Annotated in this window: 18 protein-coding genes; 1 reads left to right on the forward strand and 17 read right to left on the reverse strand. The window is 55.8% G+C overall.

What is annotated here, in order from left to right; genetic code table 11:
- Both AC2FH8_RS08655 and AC2FH8_RS08660 read right to left on the reverse strand, forming a co-directional pair.
- Positions 1 to 1,131 (reverse strand): glycosyltransferase, encoded by a 1,131-nt coding sequence (locus AC2FH8_RS08655; protein ID WP_496689380.1) that lies wholly within the window; start codon positions 1,129 to 1,131, stop codon positions 1 to 3.
- Positions 1,132 to 1,225: 94 nt separating this feature from the next.
- Positions 1,226 to 2,389: a DegT/DnrJ/EryC1/StrS family aminotransferase gene (locus AC2FH8_RS08660; RefSeq protein WP_496689382.1), complete on the reverse strand. Its 1,164-nt coding sequence runs from the start codon at positions 2,387 to 2,389 to the stop codon at positions 1,226 to 1,228.
- 424 nt (positions 2,390 to 2,813) lie between these two features.
- Here AC2FH8_RS08660 and AC2FH8_RS08665 point away from each other — a divergent pair, with 424 nt between their 5' ends.
- Complete coding sequence (locus AC2FH8_RS08665) at positions 2,814 to 4,046, forward strand: glycosyltransferase family 4 protein (RefSeq protein ID WP_496689384.1); 1,233 nt, start codon at positions 2,814 to 2,816, stop codon at positions 4,044 to 4,046.
- A 24-nt stretch (positions 4,047 to 4,070) separates the two neighbouring features.
- Here AC2FH8_RS08665 and AC2FH8_RS08670 read toward each other — a convergent pair whose 3' ends face one another.
- The 15 genes from AC2FH8_RS08670 to AC2FH8_RS08740 form a co-directional block, all read right to left on the reverse strand.
- Positions 4,071 to 4,907 carry a sulfotransferase family protein gene (locus AC2FH8_RS08670; RefSeq protein WP_496677161.1) on the reverse strand — a complete coding sequence of 279 codons (837 nt, stop codon included), beginning with the start codon at positions 4,905 to 4,907 and terminating at the stop codon, positions 4,071 to 4,073.
- A gap of 33 nt (positions 4,908 to 4,940) precedes the next feature.
- Positions 4,941 to 6,104 carry a glycosyltransferase family 4 protein gene (locus AC2FH8_RS08675; protein WP_496689386.1) on the reverse strand — a complete coding sequence of 388 codons (1,164 nt, stop codon included), beginning with the start codon at positions 6,102 to 6,104 and terminating at the stop codon, positions 4,941 to 4,943.
- Positions 6,105 to 6,179: 75 nt separating this feature from the next.
- Complete coding sequence (locus AC2FH8_RS08680; RefSeq protein ID WP_496689388.1) at positions 6,180 to 7,391, reverse strand: polysaccharide biosynthesis/export family protein; 1,212 nt, start codon at positions 7,389 to 7,391, stop codon at positions 6,180 to 6,182.
- The gene (locus AC2FH8_RS08685; RefSeq protein ID WP_496689390.1) at positions 7,388 to 8,665 is read right to left on the reverse strand and encodes an O-antigen ligase family protein; all 1,278 of its coding nucleotides are present in this window, start codon (positions 8,663 to 8,665) and stop codon (positions 7,388 to 7,390) included. The genes AC2FH8_RS08680 and AC2FH8_RS08685 overlap by 4 nt, the downstream gene beginning before the upstream one ends.
- Positions 8,662 to 10,008, reverse strand: a complete 1,347-nt coding sequence (locus AC2FH8_RS08690; RefSeq protein WP_496689392.1) for a lipopolysaccharide biosynthesis protein — start codon at positions 10,006 to 10,008, stop codon at positions 8,662 to 8,664. Before AC2FH8_RS08690 ends, AC2FH8_RS08685 begins: the two co-directional genes overlap by 4 nt.
- Positions 10,009 to 10,181: 173 nt before the next feature.
- A complete protein-coding gene (locus AC2FH8_RS08695; RefSeq protein ID WP_496689394.1) occupies positions 10,182 to 12,038 on the reverse strand; it encodes a GumC family protein in 1,857 nt (618 codons plus the stop codon).
- A 290-nt stretch (positions 12,039 to 12,328) separates the two neighbouring features.
- Positions 12,329 to 13,894, reverse strand: coding sequence for a carbamoyltransferase C-terminal domain-containing protein (locus AC2FH8_RS08700; RefSeq protein ID WP_496689396.1), 1,566 nt, complete (start codon positions 13,892 to 13,894; stop codon positions 12,329 to 12,331).
- Between the two features lie 54 nt (positions 13,895 to 13,948).
- Positions 13,949 to 15,271 carry an alginate O-acetyltransferase AlgX-related protein gene (locus tag AC2FH8_RS08705; protein WP_496689398.1) on the reverse strand — a complete coding sequence of 441 codons (1,323 nt, stop codon included), beginning with the start codon at positions 15,269 to 15,271 and terminating at the stop codon, positions 13,949 to 13,951.
- 604 nt (positions 15,272 to 15,875) lie between these two features.
- On the reverse strand, positions 15,876 to 18,092 hold the full coding sequence (locus AC2FH8_RS08710) for an NADP-dependent isocitrate dehydrogenase (protein WP_496689400.1): 2,217 nt from the start codon (positions 18,090 to 18,092) through the stop codon (positions 15,876 to 15,878).
- A 220-nt stretch (positions 18,093 to 18,312) separates the two neighbouring features.
- Complete coding sequence (locus AC2FH8_RS08715) at positions 18,313 to 19,338, reverse strand: trans-3-hydroxy-L-proline dehydratase (RefSeq protein ID WP_496689402.1); 1,026 nt, start codon at positions 19,336 to 19,338, stop codon at positions 18,313 to 18,315.
- Positions 19,339 to 19,349: 11 nt separating this feature from the next.
- Positions 19,350 to 20,588: an NAD(P)/FAD-dependent oxidoreductase gene (locus tag AC2FH8_RS08720; RefSeq protein ID WP_496689404.1), complete on the reverse strand. Its 1,239-nt coding sequence runs from the start codon at positions 20,586 to 20,588 to the stop codon at positions 19,350 to 19,352.
- Positions 20,585 to 21,517, reverse strand: a complete 933-nt coding sequence (locus AC2FH8_RS08725; protein ID WP_496689406.1) for a 4-hydroxyproline epimerase — start codon at positions 21,515 to 21,517, stop codon at positions 20,585 to 20,587. The genes AC2FH8_RS08720 and AC2FH8_RS08725 overlap by 4 nt, the downstream gene beginning before the upstream one ends.
- Positions 21,508 to 22,467, reverse strand: coding sequence for a dihydrodipicolinate synthase family protein (locus tag AC2FH8_RS08730; protein WP_281995060.1), 960 nt, complete (start codon positions 22,465 to 22,467; stop codon positions 21,508 to 21,510). Before AC2FH8_RS08730 ends, AC2FH8_RS08725 begins: the two co-directional genes overlap by 10 nt.
- Before the next feature lie 159 nt (positions 22,468 to 22,626).
- On the reverse strand, positions 22,627 to 23,685 hold the full coding sequence (locus AC2FH8_RS08735; protein ID WP_271948765.1) for an ABC transporter ATP-binding protein: 1,059 nt from the start codon (positions 23,683 to 23,685) through the stop codon (positions 22,627 to 22,629).
- On the reverse strand, positions 23,682 to 24,488 hold the full coding sequence (locus AC2FH8_RS08740; protein WP_496689409.1) for an IclR family transcriptional regulator: 807 nt from the start codon (positions 24,486 to 24,488) through the stop codon (positions 23,682 to 23,684). Before AC2FH8_RS08740 ends, AC2FH8_RS08735 begins: the two co-directional genes overlap by 4 nt.
- Between the last annotated feature and the right edge of the window lie 110 nt (positions 24,489 to 24,598).

Raw genomic sequence — 24,598 nt, forward strand, 5'->3', positions numbered from 1 at the left:
TCAGATCCCCTTCTGTTCTGGCTGAGAGGCAATCTTACCGGGATCAAGACTGCCGCTCTCCAAAATGTTCCGATACTGCGCGGCAATGCGGTCAAGCTGGTAGGTACTGGCCACAATCGCCCGGGCTTTTTCTCTTTTTTCCAGATACTCTGGGGCCGACCAATTTGCGGCATGGACCAAAGCGTCTGCCAGCAATTCCGCGTTGCGGGGCGGTACGATCAATCCGCAGTCGCGAATGATCACCACCGCATCACCCACATCCGTCGACACAACGGGGTGGCCATAGCTCATCGCTTCGACAATGACATTCGGAAACCCTTCGGTTCGGGATGAAAGCACCAGCGCATCAATCCGTTTGTAGAATGCAGCCATATCATGCAGGTCGCCGCACAGCTCTACATTGTCGGCAGTCAGGTTATAGCGCGCCAGCAATGATTGTACTTCGGAGTTTTCAGGCGACATATTCTCTCCGGCCGCGATGATGCGCAGATCGGGGACTGACAGCAGCGCCAGGGACAGAGCCTGGAAAAGGGTTTCGTGATCCTTCTGTGGATGAAACCGCGCCGCAATCCCGAAAACCCTGGGCGGATCGTTCCGCACCAATTTCACTTGCGGCATGACCAGACCGTTCGGAATGACGCAAGACCGCGCAGCAGCAAACCCGTTCTTCGCGTGCTGATCCAATGCGCGTTGCGAGTTATAAATGATCCCTGCACACCTGCCCGACAAACGCCGACACAGATCAACGGCAATCCGCGTGCTGCGCGTGAATGAGCTGGTATCGTCCAAAGCCTGCCTCACCGTCCAGTAAATTGGCACCTTTCGACCTGATATCCAGCTGGCAATCAGCCCGATGACCATCGCATGGTACATCCAGCACAGAACCGCCTGCGGTTTATACTGACGGATAAGACGCGATATCTGCAATATCGCGCGGGGCATGGACGACAGTGATCTGGCATTCAATCCGATCAGAACGGCGTTTGGATTTGCACATTGGCTTTTGATCCTGTCCGAAACCTCCGTCAGCGACACCACCAATACCCGATCCCCGGATTTGGCAACCAGCCGCGCCAGCATCGCCTGGGCCCCGCCCTGACCGGAAAAATCGGTGATGACATGCATGATCATCCGTTCAACACCCGTAACTCACTAACCTGATCCGGCGGCACATGCCGGGTCGGAACCTTCAGACACGCGCCCTGGATGCGGCGGTGTGAATTGCCTATGCACGCGCCCGATCTCCGATTTCGCGTACAAATTCGGCCAGACCGACGATATCTTGATGCGACCAGGTCGGATCAACCAGAAAAGCAAGGCTGGTTTCACCAAGCTCTTTCGCCACCGGTAAGGGATCAACCGGGCCAACACCAAGGCGTGCGAACATCTCTTCTCTATATATTTCAGAACAACTGCCCGAGAACACGGGGAAACCCGCCGCAGAAATCTCAGCTATGATGCGATCCCTGCTCCAACCCGAGGCCAGATTCTCAGGTCTTATGAACGCATAAAACCGGTAATAGGCGTGTGTCAGCCCGGCAGGTGGAACAGGTACCCGAAACGCAGCGCATCCGGATAGAGCTTCCGCCAAAATCTCGGCATTTCTGGTTCTATGGGCGCGCCACCCGTCCAGTTTCCCCAGCTGAATGCGCCCGATGGCGGCGGAAAGCCCGGTCATCCGCAGATTGGTGCCCGGCTGCCCACTATGTAGCCAGCGAAACCCCGGAGGGTGGCTTTTGTTAAACACGTGTTCATAGCTTTTACCGTGATCCTTATAGCTCCAGACCTTGGACCACAGCTCATCATCATTGGTGATCAGCATTCCGCCTTCGCCGCCGGTTGTGATGATTTTATCCTGACAGAAAGAATACGAGCCGCAGGTGCCAAAGGTTCCCACGTGCTGGTCACCGATCATGGCACCATGCGCCTGCGCACAGTCCTCGATCACCCAGAGGTCGCGGCTGCGCGCCAGATCCATGAGACCCGCCATATCCGATGGCCACCCGGCCAGATGGACCGCGATAATCCCCACGGTTCTGTCGGTCAGAACCGGTGCAATCGTTTCTGCGGTGATGTTCTGGCTGTCACGATCCACATCTGCAAATACCGGCTTGCCACCGGCCAGAAGGATCGAACTGGCAGACGCGATAAAGCTACGCGGTGTGACGATAACCTCGTCTCCGGGTCGGATGTTCAACGCCAGCAGCGCGGCGTCCAGAGTGACCGTGCCATTTGCCATGGCGATCGCATGCTGCGCGCCGGTATAGGCGCTGTATTCACGTTCGAACTCTTTGACATCGGGGCCGGTCCAGGCATTCACGCAACCGGATCTTAGCACTGCGCTGACAGCATCAATTTCATCTTCTTCGAAGAATGGCCATTTGGGCATCAGCTGTTTCCCTTCAGATAAGCGGCCAGAGGATAGCCGATGGAAGATGGGCCAAGCCTATAATTGCTCAAATTTAGACAGCAGGATTTCCGGATCATTTCTTTACCTCGCGCCAAACCATCCGAGGAGGTCAGGCAAGCTCAACAATTAACAAATTTTTGGCGCTCAGCGCCTGAATTGGAAACAAACTCCGCAGGTTCGGAAATATCTTTTTGTGCCGCGGCAGGCGAAACCTGACCTGAATCGATTGCTTATGCAAGGTTCCAGGTCACTTAACAGCGTGATTTTTCAACAATCAGGCCGCAGACAGTCAGAGGTGAAAAATAGGCAACAATCGGCTTTGGTGACAGCGCCGTTGACAGCTTCGGCGACATGGATCAGCATCGCCTCAACCTTGGTTTTTAAAGTTTGAAATGTTTCTTTGATGAGTGATTTTCCCGACACCGCTTCCGGTGCCCAAGCCGTACCTGCCGAACGAGGTTCGACAACTGGCGGACGTCCAAAAGTTCTGTTTGTCGGCAATCTTACGACCTCTTTGACCAATTTTCGTTATGACCTGCTGAAAGAGCTTGCTGAACGCGCAGACGTACTTGCTTGCGCACCAGAAAACGATGCGGCGACCGAAGCAGCCCTTGCCGAGATCGGCGTGACATTTCGGCAAATCCCCATGGCGCGCGCGGGGTTAAATCCATTTCAGGATCTGTCCACCCTGTTCACACTGATCGGGATCTGCCGGGAAATACGGCCCGATATCGTCTTTGCCTATACGATGAAGCCGATCATCTTCAGCGGCCTTGCGGCGCGGTTGACCGGCGTTCGGCGGCGGTTCGCGATGTGTACCGGTTTAGGTTATGTATTTGCGGATGCCAAACTGACCCTGCGCCGAAAAGTGCTGAGAGCGGTGGCGACAGGCCTTTACCGCATCGGATTGAAAGGTGCCGACGAAGTTCTGGTTTACAACTCGGTCGACGCCGAGGAGTTTCGCAGCAGACGTTTGCTGGCACCTCAGGCCGCGCTGTCGATTGTGCCCGGTTCCGGTGTCAATCTCGCCAGATACGCAAAATCCCATCAGCCTACGGATCCACCCGTGTTTCTGATGATCGCACGTTTGCTGCGTGACAAGGGCGTGTTCGAATATGCCGAAGCCGCCCGGCAGCTTAGGGAACAATTCCCTGATGTGCGCTGTCAGCTTTTGGGTCCGCTGGATGACAACCCGGACTCGGTCAACGCACAGCAGCTCGAAGAATGGGGCCAGCTGGGGCATATCGAGTATCTAGGCGAAACCAAGGATGTTCGGCCATTTCTCAAGGAATGTTCGGTCTTCGTACTACCCACCGTCTATCGCGAGGGCATCCCCCGCGCCATTCTTGAGGCGATGTCGACCGGGCGCGCCGTCATTACGACCGATGCCCCGGGATGCGCCGATGCGGTCAGCGACGGGGAAAACGGGTTTATCGTCCCCAAACGCAATCCAGAGGGGCTGGCGGATGCGATGAGAAAATTCGTTGAAGACCGGAGCCTAATCGAATCCATGGGTCAGGCCGCGCGGGCGCGTGCCGAGCAAGAGTTTGACGTCGCGCGGATCAACACGATCCTGCTACGGAAAATGGGGCTGATCGACAGCGATACCACGCTGCCCTCGACTGCCACCGACTGATCCACACCCATTCTAAGCTGACGTCTAATCCGAGAAACTGCGCCACCCGCGGCTGAGACCCGGATCAATCGCATCAAGCTCGGCAACGTCTGGCCTGTAGAAATCGGCCATTTTCTGCGCCAAAGCATCGGGCAATTCAGGGTATTCCACCTGCCGCGCCACCGCTCTGCGAATGGCCTTTAACGGCCCCGTATGCCGGATCGGGTCAAGCAACGGTCGAAGCGGCGCCAGAACCCGCCTCAGAGGCAAGGGCACGATTGGCGTATTTTTGTTTTTGACCCGCTCTTCTAGTGGCGGCTCCACGACGCCGGAATAACCGATGTGATCGGCAACACGGCGCAAGGTTTCCACCGGTTGCGAGACGGTATTTTCATAGGCCAGTAACAAAATCTGATCGGTCGGAAACAGATCGTAAAAGCGGCGCAGGTGATAGCCATATCTGCCGTTGTGCAAGAACCTTTCATCACCGGCTTTGTCGGGGTCCAGATACCGATGAATGTCGTCCCCGACAGTGCCCCGGCGATACAGCATACAGTAATCGGAATAAGCCCTGCGAACCGGATCGCGCATCTGCAGGATCAACCTGACATCAGGATGATCCTGGGCGATCCTTTTGGCGGCCTCTGGATGTGTCAGGTAGGTATTGCACTTTTCACCCACGATACTCTGGCCCGAATATCCTTCGTATTGATCGCGATACCAGGCCGCCCCCCGGTCATAATGATCCGAGAAATAGTGCAGCTCGGGGTCCGGCATGAAAATCTGCGGTGTCGCGGTCAAAGAATTCTGCAACCAGGTGGTCGCACATTTTGCAGCACCAAAAATCAGGAAATCTATTTTTCGCTCGTTCGCCAAACCCATTTTACCCTCTAAACCCTACAATTCGCATCGGGATCACGATACCAATTCCCGGTACACGTCGGACACTTCGGCCACGTGTTTATCCAACCCAAAATTATCCTGCACATATTGGTAAGCCGCCTGTGTTACCTGCTGTCTCAGGCTCGGGTCCTCAATCAGAGAGACGACCGGCTCAACAAAGGCCTCGGGGTCCTGCGGATCTACCAGAAAACCGGTTTTGCCATGATCGATTGCCTCGACATTGCCGCCGTGCCGTGTGGCCACAACGGGCAGCCCAAGGTGCATGGCCTCGATCAAGGTGCGTCCAAATGGCTCGTTCAAGGCCGGCACAAGGGTGGCATCCATGGCGACCATGCACTTTTCAACATCCTGCCGAAAACCCATCATATGAATCTGCGCGCCCATCCCCTGTTCTCGGGCCACGTCCATGGAGCCTAAGTCCAACCCGTCATCGGGATTGAGTACTTTGCCAAACAGCAGGCCATGTACCGGCCTGTCCGCAAACTGTTTCTGAATGGCCACAAGGCTTTGGACAAAATGAACCGGCCGTTTTCGCGGTTCCAGATGGCCAAAATATCCTAGAAGAACTGCATTTTCCGGCGCACCGATTTCGTTCAGGATCATCCGACGCGCAGCGTCTGGATCCGGGCGCTGAATGCTCAGGTCGAAGGGGCTGCGGATGACCTGAAACTTTTTGTCAACCGAGCGTATCGGGCGCGAGGGTTTCGAAAAATACGACACGCTTAGGATACGGTTCGAAAACACCGGCGCGACATAGTTAACGCCTACCGCGCGCGGATCCTGCCTGTGGTGCCAGATATGCTTGATCCCCAACCGTCTGGCCGGAAACACCCAATTCACATGCAATCGGCCCTCATTTGTGTGGACGATATCTGGCTTTTTGTCCCGCAAAAACCGGACGAGCTGGCCGTAGGTCCGGGTCCAGTATTCCGGAAAGCCAACATCTGTATCCGTTTTGTTATTTGGAGGGCCCATAAGCCTGGGGCCCTGCAATACTTCGACATTCAGACCCAGCGATTGAGCATACTGCCCGACTGACCCCGCTTCGTTGTGGCAAAGGACCAATGGTTCAAACTGATCCCGGTCCAGACAGGACGCAAGTTTGAGCGCGGAAACATGACTGCCGCCCAGATCTGCCCAACCTGCAAAGGGAAATAAAACGCGTATCTTTTTCATTCTGGCCTGCCGCCTTTTTGGCTCAGCGCCGGACATCAGAACCGCGCGCTGAACCATAAATCATTGAACTGAAATCTATTGTGTTTGCGTGACGAAGGTTCGAGAAACCGAAAGCGTATCCCCGGGGGACAAGACAGTGTCACCCGAAATCGCCGTTGCGGCTCCTCCGGCTGCGCGGGTGACCGAGTATTCGATCACGATCTCTTCGACCGCATCAACCTCTTCAACTACGCCAAGCGCTGCCAGCTCGGCCTGCAGGATTTTCGCGGTGCCCAGCCGGGTCTGCAAATCCTCGAGTTCGATCTGCACCAGATTCAGCCGCACCAGCGCATTCGAGCGCGCGGTATCAAGCAACTCCAGCTCATCGCGTTGCGCGCGGTTCAGCTGTTGCCGTGCCAAGCCCAGAGCGATCTCGATATCCACACTTTTGCTTTCCAGATCGTTCAGCGAGTTGGACAGAGATGACACGCGCGAACTGACCGTAAGGCCCTTTTTCTGTAGTGCCAGAGCATCATCCAGATCTTTGCGCGTGATCGCGATCTGATTTGCCCGCAATTCCAGCTGCCGTTCGAGGCTATCGATCTGATCTTTGAGGGTTTCCTGTAATTGGATGATGCGTTCACCCTGCCCTTCCCGGGCTTGTTGATCCGCTTGCAGAATCTCCCCCTGCAGACCTTGCGGGGGTTCAATTTTGGCATCACCACCGTCCGGGGTTAGTGTTGACAGATCAGCCAGCAGTCGGCGTTGTTCGGCTTGCAGAGCTTCGATCTGTTCATTGTACAACTGAACTTCACCCTGAACCCGCAATCCGGTAAAGTTCGTTCCTACGTCATTTTGCAACGGCAACCGGTATTCCCCGCCCGCAAGCGCCATCGCCTGCTGCGCGGTCAGTTGTGGCCGATAGGGGTACGAGCCTGGAATCTGGACATCCCCCAATATGTATACAGGCAGATGGCCGATGACTTCGATCGCCAGATGAGGCGGTTCTGCCATCCCCACGCGAGTGCGCATCTGAGTTTCCAGCAGCAGTACCAGTTCTTCGGTCGTTCGCCCTTCAGCATGAACCTGACCGGCCAGAGGCACCATCAGCATTCCTCCCGAAGAAAGCGCATATTCACCGGAAACGCCTTGCCAGTTCACAAAAGACGCGCCCACCGGATCCCAGCGCATCGCACGCAAATTGATCTTGTCCTGCGGTGCCAGAACATATTCCTCGGCCTGAAGCGCACCGATAAAACAAGCCGAAGCCGCGATCACAGAAAGCATCAGTTTTTGCAATAATTTCACGACAATCTCCTAAGTGTATTCGTTGGTCCTAACACCGGCAGGCGCGACACGCTAAGCGCAATGGCAAGGACAAAGGGTACGTTCCAGAACCGGGCATAAAAGGTCGTCGCCCCGGCAAGCAGCACGACATACATCAGCATGGCAACGATGGTCAGTGCCCCGACCGATGGCGAGCGGCCGACAGAAATGGCCATCCAGGCCAAGTATATGCTGGCCAAAATAAAGCCGACCATACCGAGCAGAGAAATCAAGCCACCTTCGGACAGAGTCAGCAAATAGGCCGAATGAACCACGATTCCCTGTTCGCTGGCCAGGCTGTACTGGTTTGCTCCCAGCCCGATCAACAAAGTGCCACGGGATACCTCGAAGGCCTCTTGCAGCAGGAATAACCGGTCAGAGAACGTGCCCGCCTGGCTAATGTCACCTGCAAGAACGGCATTCAGAACTCGTTCGCGAAAGACCTCGGGCAAGAAAAGCTCACCAAAGTTCAGGACCACCAAAACCGCAATCAACGTGCTGGCGATCAGGATCACAACATGACGCGGGGACCCGCTGCTGAGGATAATGGCGACAGTCCCCACTATGGTCACGATCAGACCAGAATTCGAACCGGTCAGAATGACGCCGTAAAACAGGATTGGCAGCACGATCAGCCCCCAGATGCGGCTGCTTTGCTTCTGCAGGATCAGGCTAAGCAGGAAAACGATGGCCATCGCCAGCATGAGCGCGCATTCATTTGCCCGCTCGACCAGCGAAAGCATGCGACCATTGGCGGATACAAACCGGTGTGTCGGGTCTTCCATGAAGTTGATTGCATAGATGCCAAACAGCACAACAATGCCCATTCCAATAATAAATGCCTTCATCAGCAGGACGATCTGATCAAAGCTTCGATTGCCGATCAGGATTGGCAGCACGATCAACGAAAAGAAGTACTGAACAAACACAGTCAGCAGCTCGGTCGGATCTCCGTTGATCAACGAACCTACGGTCAGGCCCCCTGTGAAAAACAGGAACGAACTGTACCAGAACCCGCTTGCGGGACCGAATATCTTAACCGGCAGCTGGCCAGTTGCCAGCATGACAAACCCAGCCAGCACAAAGAAGAAATCCGAGAGGGTGAAATAGACGAAATCCACTCTGAGATAGTTCATCGGCGCCAGGGCTACAGCCGCCATCAGGAAATAGAGAGCTGCCATGTCTACGCTTGGCAAATAGCCGATTCCATTGGTCGGCTTGCCAAAGGAAACTGATTGGACCGATGCAGGTCTCATGGGCGCACCTGCTCCTTTCCGTGTAATGCAGGGTTCAGCAATGTACGCCGCAAGTGTAACACACACAGCCCTAACCAAACGGAATTACACAGCATATGCGCCACTGCGGCACCGACCACGCCCAAAACAGAAACCATCGGTGCAATGAGGATCAGAAACAAAATAGTGTTCAACAAACCGATCCGAACCAAGGCCCGGTCTTGCCCCAGACTCAGCAGTGCAGGGTTCAGCAGTATCCCACCAAGATAAATACCTACCGCGATTGCCTGCACGCGCACGACCGGTACTGCAGGGGCATAATCCACACCAAAAATCGCAGTAACGATCGGTTCCAGCATCAAGATCACTGGAATCAAGACAAGGGCAATTACCCCCCAGAACCCGGCGCTGAGACCCGTTAGCATTTTTTGCAAACGGTCAAATTCATTTCGGGCGGCAAACCGGGTGAACTCGGGATAGATCGCCTGGCTTAGCGGTCGTCCAAGACGCAGTGCAGCTTCGCCGCACCGTTTCGCGATATGGTAATATCCCACCATCGTCGGTGAAATCAGAACACCCAATATGATCACGTCCAGGCGCTGCGTGGTCTGACGCAAGATGACAGAGAGATTGCTGTTCCAAACAAAGCGCAGAAACCCGGAATTTTCACCCAGAGTTTGTTTTATTCCAAGCATCGGACGGCCATAGCCATTCCGCGACATTTCTCGCAGCCCCGCGGCAAAGGCCAGAACGCCGTCTAAAAGGCTGACAGCAACAAATATCGCGACAAAGCCAGGCAGCCCAAACCCCAGTTGCCAGGCAATCACCCCCAGCACCATCCGCACAGACGCTGCGAAAATATCCAGTTTGGCCAACAGATCGAACCGGTCGAAGGACCGCAACAAAGCCAACCCGGTTGGCCTCAGCGAAACCAGAATTCCCAGCGATGCGACCGGCAGCACCCATGCAAGATCCTGATCCAGCCCCAGCCATCCGGCGATGATCGGTGCGAATGCGATCGCAGCGCCGGCGGCCAATACGCCCCCAACCACGTCAATCAGGACCGACAGCCCGACAAGTCGGCGAAATCGTTCGCGGTCTTCTTCCTCCAGCGCAGTGCTTCCATATCTAATCACCGCCTGCCAGGGCTCAAGATGAAGGAATCGGGAAACGATCCGCGCATAGGCCTCGCCTATTGCCATTACCCCCAAGCCTGCGGCCCCAAGTGCGCGGGCGGCCACCGGCAGAAACACAAGGCCCAGCAAAGCGACTGCTATCTGAGAGGAAAAGATCCATTTCAGATTGCGCAGTAAACGCCGAAGCACAGCAGTCGGGATTGAGGTTGCGCCGGGCTGAGAGGTCATGTCTGACCCACCCGCCCGCCGCACAAACGACCGGCCAATTCCACCCCTTGGCGGCTGCCGGTCATTGGACCACGCCGCAAAAGCGTCGCGGGCGCTGTGCCCTCATATTCGCAAATAAAAACCAATACCCAATCACCAATCTAACAAATCCTACAAGGGTCTGCGAACCGTAATCAGCTGCTTTTCCCAGGCTCATCCGAGTAATGATATGTATAGGCACCATACCCATATTGCCTTTGCTTCCGCATGTTCACACCATTCATGATCGTACCGGAAATCTTGATATTGCTCATCCGCAGCTTTTCGATTGCATCCTTGAGAATTTTTTCGGTGGTCTGCCCCCAGCGCACCACCAAGAACGTACCGTCGACAAGCGGCCCAAGTCGGATCGTGTCATCAATGACCAATGTCGGCGGCGTATCGACCAACACAAGATCGTACTGATTGCGCAACATGCGCCCGTATTCGCCAAGTTGCTGCATCAACTGTTTGCGGGATATTTTTGGACGCAGGTTCAGACTGATCGACGAAACCCCCGGTACCCGTTCGCCATCGACATAAATCTGGCTGGGTTGCACGGCACCGCTCAGCGCGTCCTCGATTTCGACCGGGGCCGCCCCGTTAAGACCCAGTGTTTTTGAGGCACGGCAACGGTGGTTATCCATATCCAACAATAGAACGCGCATCCCATCTGTACCCGCCACTAGGGCCAGCGAAACCGCAACCACGGTCTTGCCTTCTCCAGGAACACCAGAGGTAACCATGACGATGCTGCCGTCATCATTTGTGTTAAACCACATCGTCAAAACACTACGCAGCGCCTCTACATACGGCGAGCGGCCCTGATCACGGATAAAGCGCAACAACTCCTGCTGACCATCCGTGTCCGAATCCATCACCGTATCCGGCAGGAAACCCAGATTGGTCAGATCGGTTTGCTGTTCGATCTGGTTTTCGTTGACGATCCGCGTGTTGCTGCCCTCCATCAACAGGGCGATCACAAATGCCAGAGAGAACCCGACAATCGCGCTGACTGCGACGGCGACTTTGGTATTCGGCCAGAATGCCGAAGTCGGCGCATGAGCAACCGAAACCTGCTGAACCGCCTGGCCAAGAAACTGTTGCTGGGTTTCGAAATCATTCAGCTTTTCAATCGTCGTCTGATACCGGATCCGAAGAAGCTCTAGCGCGCGTTCCATCCGCAGCAATGCAATTTCCGAACCGGTCCGGCTGCGCAATGCCTGTTCAACAACGGCAATCTGGTCAGCAATTTTGTCGACCTCTTCGCTGCTGGCTCCGTTGATCTCATGCACATCTTTTTGCGAGTTCAGCCGCGCAAGTTCCGACCGAAGCCTACCCGGCACGGATTCATCCGCCAGATTTTCTTCAAGAATAAAGGCCGCCATCTGAAGTTCGTCACGGGTCAGTTCGTCACCCAGTTCATTTACGCGGTCCTTAAGAAAAGAAATGGAAGATGAAAGACCTTGCTGCCGCCGCTGCTGCAGGCGAAGGATAAAGGTTTCTGCAACTGTATTGGCAATATCGGCTGCCAGCTGCGGGTCTTCGGCTGTTGAGATGATCTCAATCGCAAGGCTCTCTCCTTGCCGAAGTACGTTATATGTCGACAGTGTATTGTCGATTACACGATTGCGGATAACGGATGTGGATTGCGGATTTGCGGGGTTTTGCGCCCCGGCAAAAGCCTCATTCTCGAACAGGTCCAGCGCCAGGGCGACCTCTGCCGCAAACTCTCGTGACCGCAGGATGTCGATTTCGGTTTCAATCAAAGTGCGGGTCAGCTCGTAGGATTCAAGTTCGACACTGTCGGCGCGGACGCGCATATCCAGAGATGTGAGAACGATTTCGGCGCGGGATTTGTATCTTGGGTCCAGTTGATTGACGACCATAAACGTGCCGACGATCACAGCTGCGGTCACTCCGAGGATCAACTTCAGATGACGGTAAATCATCCGCCATATGCCATCCAGACGCTGCTGGCCAAATTGGTTTGCGATATGGTTTTGATCCATTCTCTATCGTCCCTTGTAGCGACCAAGATCACCGTCGCCTGAAATACAAATCTTTGATGCTGCGCCCATGTTCGAACGAATTCTTATCCTAATGATTGGACAGCTTGGCCATTTTTCCGAGTTTTCTTGTCGTTATTTGCTCAATGTTTCCACACAAGAGACAATAGGCCGGAATCCTTGCTGTTGCAGAAGCTAAGAGGCGGCGTCTTTCAAAGTTTTGCAGACCTGATTCATACGACAAAGTACTTAACCTCCAAAAGTGCGGCGACACCGCAAGCGCGCCAATATTACTAGTTAAACCTGTAAAACGTGTTTCCTGCGACAAAGCCGTCCAGCTTTGCCGATCTTGCATAGTGATGCAGATCACTGGTTTTGTTTATGAACCCCGCTCCGCGAAAGTTCAGTGACGTATTGCACAATACACCCGTGCCCGAAGCCGACTTGAATGCGTTCAGCAGGTCGTAAAAGAAAGCATTCTGATCCCGGCGGACTGTTTGGACCCTTGCTGTTCCGTCTACATGCGTGATCGCGGCCAGGTTCTGATTGGTCACCTTCTGCAGATGCAACATATAAGGCGCGGAGTTTTCCCACTCAAAATGCTGGCTGACATCTTCCTCAAGGCAGGATGGGGCCACGGGGCTTGTATCCGGCCGGTTTTTAGCCCTGTTCAGGCGCACGCGGGATTCGGCCCAGAACGGGGCCGCCAGAATCGAGCGGTTGCCCAATGCGCGCGGACCGATTTCACAGTTCCCTCTGGCCCAACCGATGAGCTCACCGGACATCAACGCGTCCGCGACATCGTTCAGACGCAGCTCGCTGACCCGCATGCCGCTACTGTCGATTTTATCATCCACAAAGGACTGTCCGGAATAAACCGTCCAATCCAGCTTTGCCTGGCCCGTATAGTGGCGCATGGCATCAACCGCAGTTCCTATGGCGCAGCCGGAATCACTGCTGCAAGGTGGTACAAATACATCTCGGAACAAGCCGCAATTCTGCCACTTAGTGTTCCAATCGCAGTTCAATCCACATCCGCCGGCAATCACCAGCGGATAGCCCTCTGTCAGGTTCTGTTCGGCAAAGGCAAGGAACCGTGAAAAAATCGCATCCGAGAGTTTCTGTGCAAGATTGCTGAACTGCTGACTGTGCATTCCGACGTTGAAAAACGGGGAATCGGTCAGACGGTCCTTGCGTAGAATCTCGGCCAATGGCTGATCTGACAAAAGATAATCTATCAGCGCATGTTCATCCGCGTCATGTGAACCGGGCTCTGCATAGGCACATGCCGCCATCATCCTCCCGGGGTCTTCACGCCGTTGTTCACGCGAAAGCACGGGATAATCGGGATCAACCAGTGCGCTCAGGAACGAATATCGGGCACCGGGCCCGGTCATCACCCGACCGACATGAGACAGCTTTAGATCTTCATCAATCTTGTAGAAATCGCCAAGCGTGTCTTCCCAAACCAACACATAACAAGGTTCACCTTGACGAAACGGAGACATCCCATAAGCGCCCCAGATATGTGCCCTTTCATGGGTCGATGAGAAATAGTCGATCTCTTTGCCAAAAAACGTCCGTTTCCCCACGGTCTGAGCATCTTCGCCAATGCCGAAATACCCTGCCCCCGAGGTCGTCACATGTTGTGTTCCGGTCGTTGACCAGCCGCTAAGGGCCAGGATATCAGGCAAGTCCCGGAACCACAGGCCAGAGTCGATAAATGTATCCGGTGTGACTGACGTGTTGCGGGGAAAACTGTCTTTCTCGGATTCATAGGAAAACAGCAGGTTACCGTTTTGGGCATCAATACCCGCAACCGTACCGTCGTGACCCGACTTGAATGACAAAATCTTCATTTCACACCTCTTTACCGCGCTTGTTGCGCGGTCCTGGCAAAACACACCAATTCGTTACTGTTCTATCAAATTGCGTTGGCGCAGCCCCTCTGTAATTGCCCGAGCGGCCAGTTCTGCGCCTGCTTCGTTGAAATGAGAATCCGGCGCATAATACGATGCCGGATCCTCTTGCATTTCGATAACATCCGTTAAGTCTATCACGTCCAGCCCAGCCTGCGCAGCCGCATCTTTCACCAATACTCGCAGCGGGTCGTGGATAAAGGGCTGGGCGACCAGACCCATATAGCGGCTGACCGTCGGCACATACACAATGGCAATCTCACCATCCCATTCTGATGTAATCTGTTTTGCCCGCATCAGAACATCGGTAAATACCGGATTTTCATCAGTTGCCTTGGGATAGTGAATCCCAAGGATCTCGGCCGTTTTCTGCAATGCCAGAAAGTTTCTGAACACCCGTTGCGCCCGCAGGTAATCGCCCCAGGATAAAGTGGTCTCTGCCCACCATCCGGATATCACCGGTGCGGTTAATTCCGACTGGTCCGGATGCTCGATTGGGCCAAAATCTACAGCCGGGTCTAGTGCTGCGCTCAACCATGGCTTTTCAAGCTCTCGTTCCAGATTGCGCCAGTCATTGCCCGCAAAGAAAGAGAACAGCGTGAGGTCGGGCTGGAACTCTGGCCCGTACCGGCCCAAAATCGCCAGCTGATACAGCGGGCCAATGCCCCTGTGGCCGGTGTTAAGCAGGTTCGGCATGCCCTGACGCAGCTTATCCGCCAGATGCTCACCCTCTCTCAGGCAGAACCCCTCGGAAAACGAGTCACCCAGCAGCATCACACTCACATCGTTTTCATAGACCGATGGTGGATTGCGAAACCCCAGACGATCCGGCGTGTAGGTCACCGGCTCGCCCAACACCGAGCACAATAGCATCTTGTCACCCGGCATGGGGGCCAGATACGCAGATTCGAGCAGTTGTGTATCCAGCGCATCGTTTACATGTTTCATTGTCCTGCCCGGAGGCAAGTTTTCCTTGTATTCTTCGACGCTTACCTCATCGCCGACAAACCCGACTAGCCCTAGGCGTCCGGGGATTATTTTGATGGTCAGATAGGCCTCAAATGCAAACAGAGCCGCCAAAAGCGATACCGCGCTCAAACCAACAGTCAGCCTGGCTTCGTTCGACAAGAAGACCGCGCACAAGGCCAGCACCAGCCCAATCGCGCCCGGGGCCAGAATGTACCGGATCAGCCGCGCGGTTCCATTGGCAAATTCCGCTGAATTCATCAGCGCGTATGCGACGACCCCAAAGAAATAGAGAGCGGCGACCAGACATAGGATTGACCCGAAACGCGAACTGCGGGTTTTTTCAGTCATTCCATCTGGTCCCTTTCGACCGATATCGACATTTGCCGTCATTAACGGCGAAACCGGGCGAATTCAGTTGAACCGATTTGCGTATCATCGGCAAGCTTTTCTGCGGCGGCCTGAAAAGCGCAGGAAGCAGACGCATCGCCTGACCCTCTGGAATATGAAAAACGCTCAAAAACAACAGGATAAATACACACAGCACACAACACTCGAATACAAAACAAAAACCAGATTTTTTTACCACCGTTATGCCGAAAAGCAAATCACCCGCTCTTTCAACGCCTAGTGGGCGCACGGCGCTATCACATTGCGCGCATAATCCGTCCTTGTACGGCCTATTGTTCCCGAATTCAGTACGGCGACATAGTCCTTTCCGTCGCCGGAGGACAATGAATTTGGCGGGTGTATCGTCAGCGGCACAGCAGACGGATGAATATACGGGAAACCCCTAATATCCAGCCAGCAAGGTTTTGTTACAGTTAACGCAACTACACCGGAGAGGTTTCGGCCTCCCCACTCGCTCAAAAAGGGACTGACTTTGGGGGTCGGTCCCTTTTTAATTTTCACGCCAGGTTCAGAACCCTGCCCAAATCAGGACAGGGCACCTGGATTACCCGTCAATGATACCATTGAGTGTCGCGCTCGGGCGCATGACTGCTGCAGTCTTGGTCGGGTTGGTGTGATAGTAACCACCCAGATCTGCCGCTGCCCCTTGTGCGTTGGCCAGTTCGGATAGGATCTGCTGTTCTTTCGCGGCCAACTCTGCAGCAATCGGCGCGAACTCGGCGGCCAGATCAGCATCATCGGATTGCGCGGCCAGCGCCTCGGCCCAATAGCGCGCGAACCAGTAGTGGCTGTCTCGGTTATCCGGCTGCCCGACTTTGCGGCTGGGCGACTTGTTGTTGTCCAGAATACCCTGCGTTGCGGCCTCGGCAGCGGCGCCAAGAACTCCGGCTTTGGCGTTGCCTTTGCTGTCGGCCAGGAAATTCAAAGACTCGCCAAGCGCGCAGAACTCACCCATCGAGTCCCAGCGCAGGTGGTTTTCCTCGACCAGTTGCTGCACGTGTTTCGGGGCAGACCCACCCGCACCGGTTTCGAACAATCCACCGCCCTGCATCAGCTTGACGATCGACAGCATCTTGGCCGAGGTGCCCAACTCAAGGATCGGGAACAGGTCCGTCAGATAGTCACGCAGCACGTTGCCGGTGATGGCGATGCTGTCGTTACCGGCCGTGATGGTCTCCAACGACTGGTGGGTCGCCTCACGCGGTGCCAGGATTTGGAACTTGTCCGCCACGCCAGCAGCTTCCAGTGTTGGTTGGACGGATTTGATCAGTTCGGCATCATGGGCACGGTTTGCGTCCAGCCAGAAGATCGCCTCGGATCCGGTCAGACGCTGACGGTCCAGCGCCAGTTGAATCCAATTCTCGATCGGAGCCTTCTTCACGGTGCAGGCACGCCAGATGTCGCCCTTTTCAACCGTATGCTCGTGCAGTGTCTCGCCATTTGCCAGAACGATACGAATGGTTCCATTCGCAGGCGCCTGGAATGTTGTCGGGTGGCTGCCGTATTCTTCGGCTTTCTGAGCCATCAGACCCACATTGGCCACAGCTCCGACGGTGGCTGGGTTCAGCGCGCCATTGGCTTTGAAGAATTTGACGGATTCATCATAAATAGACGCATAGCAGCGGTCGGGGATCACACAGTTGGTGTCACCCTTGGACCCGGTTTCGTCCCAACCCTTGCCACCAGCACGGATCACGGCAGGCATCGAGGCGTCGATGATCACATCAGACGGCACGTGCAGGTTGGTGATACCCTTGTCGCTGTCAACCATATACATGGACGGGCGGTCGCCCTTGATCGCGTCAATGGCGGTCATGATATCGGCGTTGCCTGCAACCCGCTCCAGCAGATCGCCCAGACCCGAGTTCGGGTTCACACCCAGCGCATCCAATTCAGCGCCATAGGCCTCGAATACCGGGGCAAGCCACGCCTTGACCGCATAGCCGAAGATGATCGGGTCGCTGACCTTCATCATTGTGGCCTTCAGGTGAAGCGAGAACATGGTGCCGTCTTTTTTGGTGTCTTCGATGGCCTCGGCCAGGAAAGACGACAGCGCATTGACGGACATGAAGGTCGCATCGGCAACGGTGCCCTCGGCCAGCGGCCAGCCGTCTTTCAGAACCGTAGTACTGCCGTCTTGTCCGACAAATTCGATTTTGGCGTCACCGGCTTGCGCCGCAGTAATGGTGGCCGATTTCTCGTTCGCGTAGAAATCATTGCCGGACATGGACGAGACTTTAGTCTTGCTGTCAGCGGCCCATGTACCCATCGAATGCGGGTTCTTCTGGGCATAATTCTTGACGGCGCGCGCGGCGCGACGGTCGCTGTTACCTTCGCGCAGAACCGGGTTCACAGCCGAACCCTTGATGGCATCATACCGCGCGCGGATCGCTTTTTCTTCGTCAGTCGCAGGTTCTTCGGGATAGCTCGGGATGTCATAACCCTGTGCTTGCAGCTCTTCGACGGCGGCCACCAGCTGCGGCACCGAGGCCGAGATGTTGGGCAGCTTGATCACATTGGCATCGGGTGTCTTCACCAACTCACCCAATGCGGCCAGATCATCGGTGATGCGCTGCGCATCTGTCAGCTTTTCGGGGAAGGTCGAAATAATCCGCCCAGCAAGTGAAATATCCTTGGTTCCGACGCTGACACCGGCGGCGGATGCAAACTTTCGAATGATGGGCAGGAATGAGGCGCTGGCCAGCTCGGGCGCTTCGTCTACAATGGTATACAATATGTCGAAGTTCGATTTATCTGCCATATTCTTTTACCTTTTTTAAGCCTTTCGGGGCGTGCGATCCAAGAGTTGGGGCCACATCGGCGTGGCGCGTAAGGGACGTAACAAGACTGCCGTCCCGGGATGACTCTGTATTGACAGGGCCTCCCTTAAATGACGTTTGGCTTGGGATCAATCGCCAGAGACCGCGCATTTTGACACGGTTTGCGGAAAATCATCAAAACTGCTTGCCAATGGGCAAAATTCAGACGCCCCAGGTATCGCTGAGCTTATATCCGCCCGGCCAGGGATCGTCCGGGTCAAGCATGTGTTGATGTGTACCGGTAATCCATCCGCGGCCACTGATCTCGGGAATGATCGCGGCACGCCCCCCGATCGTTGTGGCCTCGACGATCTGTCCGGTGAAAGACGAGCCGATGATCGAAACCGCCTGGAAAGATTGCCCGACTGCCATTTCTCCCTTGGCGGCCATCAAGGCCATGCGGGCAGAAACTGCGGTACCGGTAGGGGACCGATCAACTTTGCCCGGCTGGATCGCCACGGCGGATTTTCCGCGCAGGCCATTTGCTACCCGCTCGGTCGGGCCACAAAAAGCGCAGAATGAAATGTGATTCCAGTCCGGGTTTTCGGGATGCGTAAACCCAATTTGTTCGTTGGCCGCATTGGTGATCGCTACACCCAGCCGCGCAATGTCACGCGCCTCGTCCTGCACGATGTCAAACCCAAGCGCCGCCGCATCGACCACCACGAAACTGTCGCCCCCATAGGCCGTATCCACGGTCAGTGTGCCAAGGCCCGGCACTTCAAGCGGAACGGCGAGCCGGTCTACAAAACTGGGCAGGTTCTGCACAAATATGCGCTCGGCCTTGCCATTCCGGCATTCGGCGCGCACCGGGACCAGCCCGCCCGGTGCCTCAAGCGTCAGATGTGTAACCGGTTCCTGCATCGGAATGATCCCGCTATCCAGCAGCACGGTGGCCACGCAGATCGAGTTTGAACCAGACATTGGCGGTGTGTCTTCGGGCTCCATGATAATGAAGCCTGCATCTGCTTGCGGATGTTTGGGCGGCACCAACAGGTTTACATGACGAAATACACCCCCGCGCGGTTCATTCAGGACAAAGTTGCGCAAGGACTGGTCGCGCGCGATGAACGACCGCTGCTCCCATAAGGTATCACCGGGTGGCGGAAGAACACCGCCAACGATGACATCTCCGACCTCGCCTTCGGCATGGGCGGAGATCACGTGGAGAGTTTTGATACTGCGCACGACCCCCTCCCTCAGAACCGGCCAGCAGCAAAGGGGGCTGGCGAAATCGGGGGGGCCTGACGGTCAACCATGGCCCCAACAAGTTCGGCCGTGCCTGCGGATTGGGTCAGCCCAAGATGCCCATGGCCGAACGCATAGAACACGCCAGACGCATTTGGAGAAACACCGATGACCGGGATGCTGTCAGGCATCGACGGCCGGAACCCCATCCATTGGGTGCCTCCTTCGGTCTTGAGGCCGGGTAGAAATTTTACTGCTTTGTGCAATAACGTGTCGGCTCGTTTGAAATTGGGGGCGAGGTTCAGACCGCCCAACTCGACCGCGCCGCCGATCCTGACGCCATTGTTGATCCGGCTGGCAACGAACCCATGCCGCGAGAAGGACAGGTGCATCCGCAGATCAAATGCACCTTCGGGCAGGGTCGTGTTGTATCCTCGCTCGGTTTCAAGCGGGAACCGGTCACCAAGAGTTCTAGCGATGTGATGAGACCATGCGCCGGCAGCCACGACTACTTTCGCCGCGTCCACGGACCCTTCCGCCGTTTCAAGGCGCATGCCGCTTTGCTGTGGCACCAACGCCTGAATATCGCGCCGCTCGATCCGGCCTTGCCGGCTTTGAAAGGTCTGGGCAAGGCGCTCGACCCATTTCTTGGGATCGACGGTATTCAACCAGTTGGGCGTAAAACCTGCATGGGTGAATCGCGGGCTGAGACCCGGTTGTTTTTCGGCAATCGCCTCGGGGCTTTCCAGCAGCTCAAAGTCTATTCCGTGCTGGCGGCGCACTTCCCAGGCCGGCAGGCTCGCGCGGAATTCGGCATCGGATTCGTAAAGCTGCATCTGCCCGTCCCGCTGCATCATCGCCTCGCCGTCAACCGCTGTAATCAACCGCTCAAGCGCGGCGCTGGAAAGTTGCATGAGGCTGGCCTGAGCGGCCAACAGCTCGGCGTAGCGACCGGGCTGACTGGCGCGCCAGAAACGGTACATCCAGGGCGCAATCTGCAACGCATAGGCAGGCGGGATAGACAGAGGCCCCAGAGGATCCAGCAGCCATCTCGGTGCTTTTTTCATGATGCCGGGCGTCGCAAGAGGCTCAACCTCGGGAAACGCAAAGGCCCCAGCGTTTCCAGCCGATGTCTGCGCGGCAACACCTTCTTTATCCAGCACCAAAACGGAGTGACCCCGGCGCTGTAATTCCAGAGCAATGGTTATGCCGATTACGCCGGCCCCGATGACAATGATCTGCTGGGTCATGCCTTGATCCCTGAACGAAATGGATCTGCCTGGGCAAATATCAGGCGAGATTCAGCCATAATATGGGCTTGCCCGGTGATCGAAGGAATGACACCGCCATTCGGACCGGGCTGATAGGACAAGCGATAAGTGCTGCCGATCACACTTTGCTGCACGATTTCCTCACCGGGTACCAATCGACCATCAGCAGCCAAACAGGCCAGGCGGGCGGAGCTGCCGGTGCCACAGGGCGACCGGTCGTAATTGTCATCCGGGCACAGAACAAAGTTGCGGCTGTGAATCGCGTGCTCGGGCGATGCGTCCTGAAAGATTACATGGTCAATCGGTTCACCCTGCTCGCCGCCAACCCCCTGCGCGATCGAGGCTTTGCGGATAGCAACGGCCCTATCGGTCAGTTCCCGAATATTGGCCGGAATGACGGAAAGCGGGCTTGGATCGACGATAAAGAACCAGTTTCCACCATAGGCCACATCCCCTGCAACCTCACCGAAACCGGGCACATGAAGTGAAATGTCGCTGTGAACGCGGCGGCTTTCGATATTCGTGACCGTGACAGTATTGGCATCGTGCAGCTCGACCGTGACAACTCCGGCTGGCGTTTCGATCCGATGTATTCCAACATCGATCCGACCAAGATGCGCTAGAGTGACGGTCAGGCCAATGGTTCCGTGGCCGCACATTCCCAAAACAGCATCGACATCAAAATAGATCACGCCGGTGACACAGGTTGGATCAACCGGTTCCACCAACAAGGCCGCGACCATGGCCGGTTGTCCGCGCGGTTCAAGCATGACCGAACGATAGAAATCCCTGTATTCGGTGTCCAGCCGCCGGGCGCGTTCAGCCAGAGGGCCAGAGCCCAGATCTGGTGCGCCATCGAGGATGACCCGGGTCGGTTCTCCTCCGGTGTGGCTGTCGATCACATGCATTCTGCGATCACCCCACCTTGTTTCAACCAATCGGCGAACCAAGCCCCAAACAACGCGTATTGCTGTTCGCAATAATTCCGCTGTGCATCTGTCAGGGCGTCAGTTTCATTGAAATGCAGGCGGTATTCCTCTTCCCCGTTCAACACCAGAAGATGCTTGTAATACAGCACAAGATCCGGGCCCTCATCAAAACTGGACAGCACCTGAATGGCCTCGGTCAGTTCTTGCGCCCGTAACCGGGCTTCGGCATCGCCCCGCGCGGCCTTTTGAGAAAGCGCAGCCAACAGCAACGCCTCACGTGGGAGGGCCGTTCCGATCCCGGTGATCGACCCGGTTGCACCACAGTTGACGAAACCGTGGTAAACCTCGGTGTCCACACCCACCATCAACGTCACATCATCATCCTGACTGGTGATGTTTTCCGCTGCATAGCGCAGATCGTCCTTGCCTCCGAATTCCTTGAACCCAATGAGGTTAGGGTGTTCGGCGCGCAGGGCAAAGAACAGATCAGCCTTTGTTGCGAAACCATAATATGGGCTGTTGTAAATAATTGCCGGCACGTCCGGCGCAGCGGACAGGATTGCCTTGAAATGGTTCTTTTGCGCAGTTGATGAGCTCCCGCGGGACAGAACCCGGGGAATGACCATCAACCCGACAGCGCCGACCTTTTGCGCATGTGCAGCGTGGGCCTCTGCGGATTTGGTGTTAATTGCCCCGGTTCCGACCACAACCGGCAACCCGGCATCCACCAGACGTTCCACCCCTTCCATGCGCTGTGCATCCGTCAAAAGCGGCCAGTCGCCCATGGATCCGCAATAGACAACCGCAGACATGCCTGCGTCGATCATTTGCTTGCCCTTCCGAACAAGTGCGTTGAAATCCGGCTGCCTATCCGCCGAGCAAGGGGTCATGAGCGCGGGCATCGTACCGCTAAATACATTGGTCGACATACGGTGCTATCCTCTAGTTACAGGGGTCCAGATAGGCGTCAGGCGCCCGTTTTCACGCGATAACGGATATTGGATACAAAATCCATATATAATTCGACGCAAAAAGCCCGCGTTGGACCTTTCGTCTGACGCAGGTGTTTTTGACTGTCTAAACGGCGATTATCTCAACCGCAGGCCGGTTTCAGGATCAAACAGCATGGTGCGTTCCGGGCGGATCGAAATACCGATGCGTGTACCCTGCTTACTGCGCTCGTCTTCGCGCTCTTCAACGATCAGCTTGTCGCCATTCGATGTCAGTAAATAGGAATAGCTGACGCCGCCAAGCGCCTCGGTCAGATCAACAGTGCAGGTATCGCCCGACCGATCAACCTGAATATGTTCCGGGCGGATACCCAGCGTGACCCGAGACAGACCCAAAGGAACCGATGCTGGGACGGGCAGAGGCTGAGTGATCGCCGGATGAGTCACCTGACCATCGACGATGTCGCAATCCAGAAAGTTCATGGCGGGCGAGCCAATGAACCCTGCTACAAACTTGTTATCTGGATCCCGATACAGATCCATCGGCGCACCGACCTGTTCGATCCGACCATCGCGCAGCACCACGATCTTATCGGCCATGGTCATCGCCTCGACCTGATCGTGAGTCACATAGATCATGGTCGCGCCAATTTCATTGTGAAGCCGGGCAATTTCCACACGCATCTCAACGCGCAATTCGGCGTCCAGGTTGGACAGAGGTTCATCGAACAGAAACACCTCGGGGCCGCGCACAATCGCACGCCCGATGGCAACGCGTTGGCGCTGACCACCCGACAGAGCCTTGGGTTTGCGTTTCAGATACTGGTCCAGCTTCAGGATACCCGAGGCTTCCTGAACCTTCCTGTCGATCTCGGCTTTTGCCACGCCGTTCATCCGCAGGCCAAACCCCATATTCTCGGCCACAGTCATATGCGGGTACAGGGCATAGGTCTGGAACACCATCGCCACGCCCCGTTTCGCCGGGTCCTGATGCGTCACCTCACGCGCCCCGATGTGAATCTGGCCCTCGGTCGTTTCCTCAAGCCCTGCGATCATCCGCAATAAAGTGGATTTTCCACATCCCGATGGGCCAACAAAGACACAGAATTCACCATCCTCGATTTCGAGGTCGATCCCGTGAATCACCTGTGTCTGGCCATACCGCTTAATCGTTTGGTTCAGAGTTACTCCGGTCATGTCGCTTGTATCCTGTCCTTCTGGCCATCGGGGCGTGTTTCAGGGAACCGCCAGGCCTGAGCTTCGGCCGCGATTTGTTCGGCCACCCGGCGCACGCGGGGAATCCAAGCCTCGAGCTGGTCGAAATTCATCCGCTCGGTCGAGCCGGTCACCGATATTGCACCCAGCATCCGCCCGCCCGGCGTTCGGATCGGGCAGGCAACACAAATGATCCCCGTCTCGTGTTCTTCATCGTCCAGGGCGTAGCCCCGGCTGTGGATCAGCTCTAGATCGGACCGCAGCGCAGCTTCCGAGGCCAAGGTCTTATCCGTAAACCGGTGAAAGCTTTGCTGTGAGATCACCTTGTTCAGCTCAGCCTCGTCCAGAAAGGCCATCATCGCCTTGCCCACACCCGTACAATAGGCCGGTCCGACCTTGCCCGCCTGTGAATACATCTCAACCGGCTGGGCGGCATTGCGCTTATCGACATACAGAACCTGACCAGAATCGAGCTGCGCCAGATGCACAGTCTCGCCCGTTTCACCGCTGAGCGTATCAAGAAACGGCCTTGCGATCGGCGCCAGTGAGCTTTGCGTCCACGCGGCATGGGCAAGTCGAACCAGCCGCAAACCCGGCGCATAGGTCTGCCTGTCCGGGTCATAGGACAACATCCCCTGATTGGTAAGGGATTGCAGAAACCGATACAGCGTTGCTTTGGGAAAGCGGCTGCATTCCAGCAGTTCCGCAAAGCGAACTGGCCGCTGAAACGCGGCCACCTGATCCAGCACGTCACATGCTTTCCCTATCGTTCCATCACCTGCCACGGTCGCTCTGTCTCCTCGGATTAACCTGCGGCCTCAGCCAAGAGGGTCTTGACAAGACTAACCGAGTCGATGTGTAGTTTTCAACATATAAAACTAAGTTCCAATATATG

Source organism: Ruegeria sp. CDSC025 (assembly GCF_059610805.1).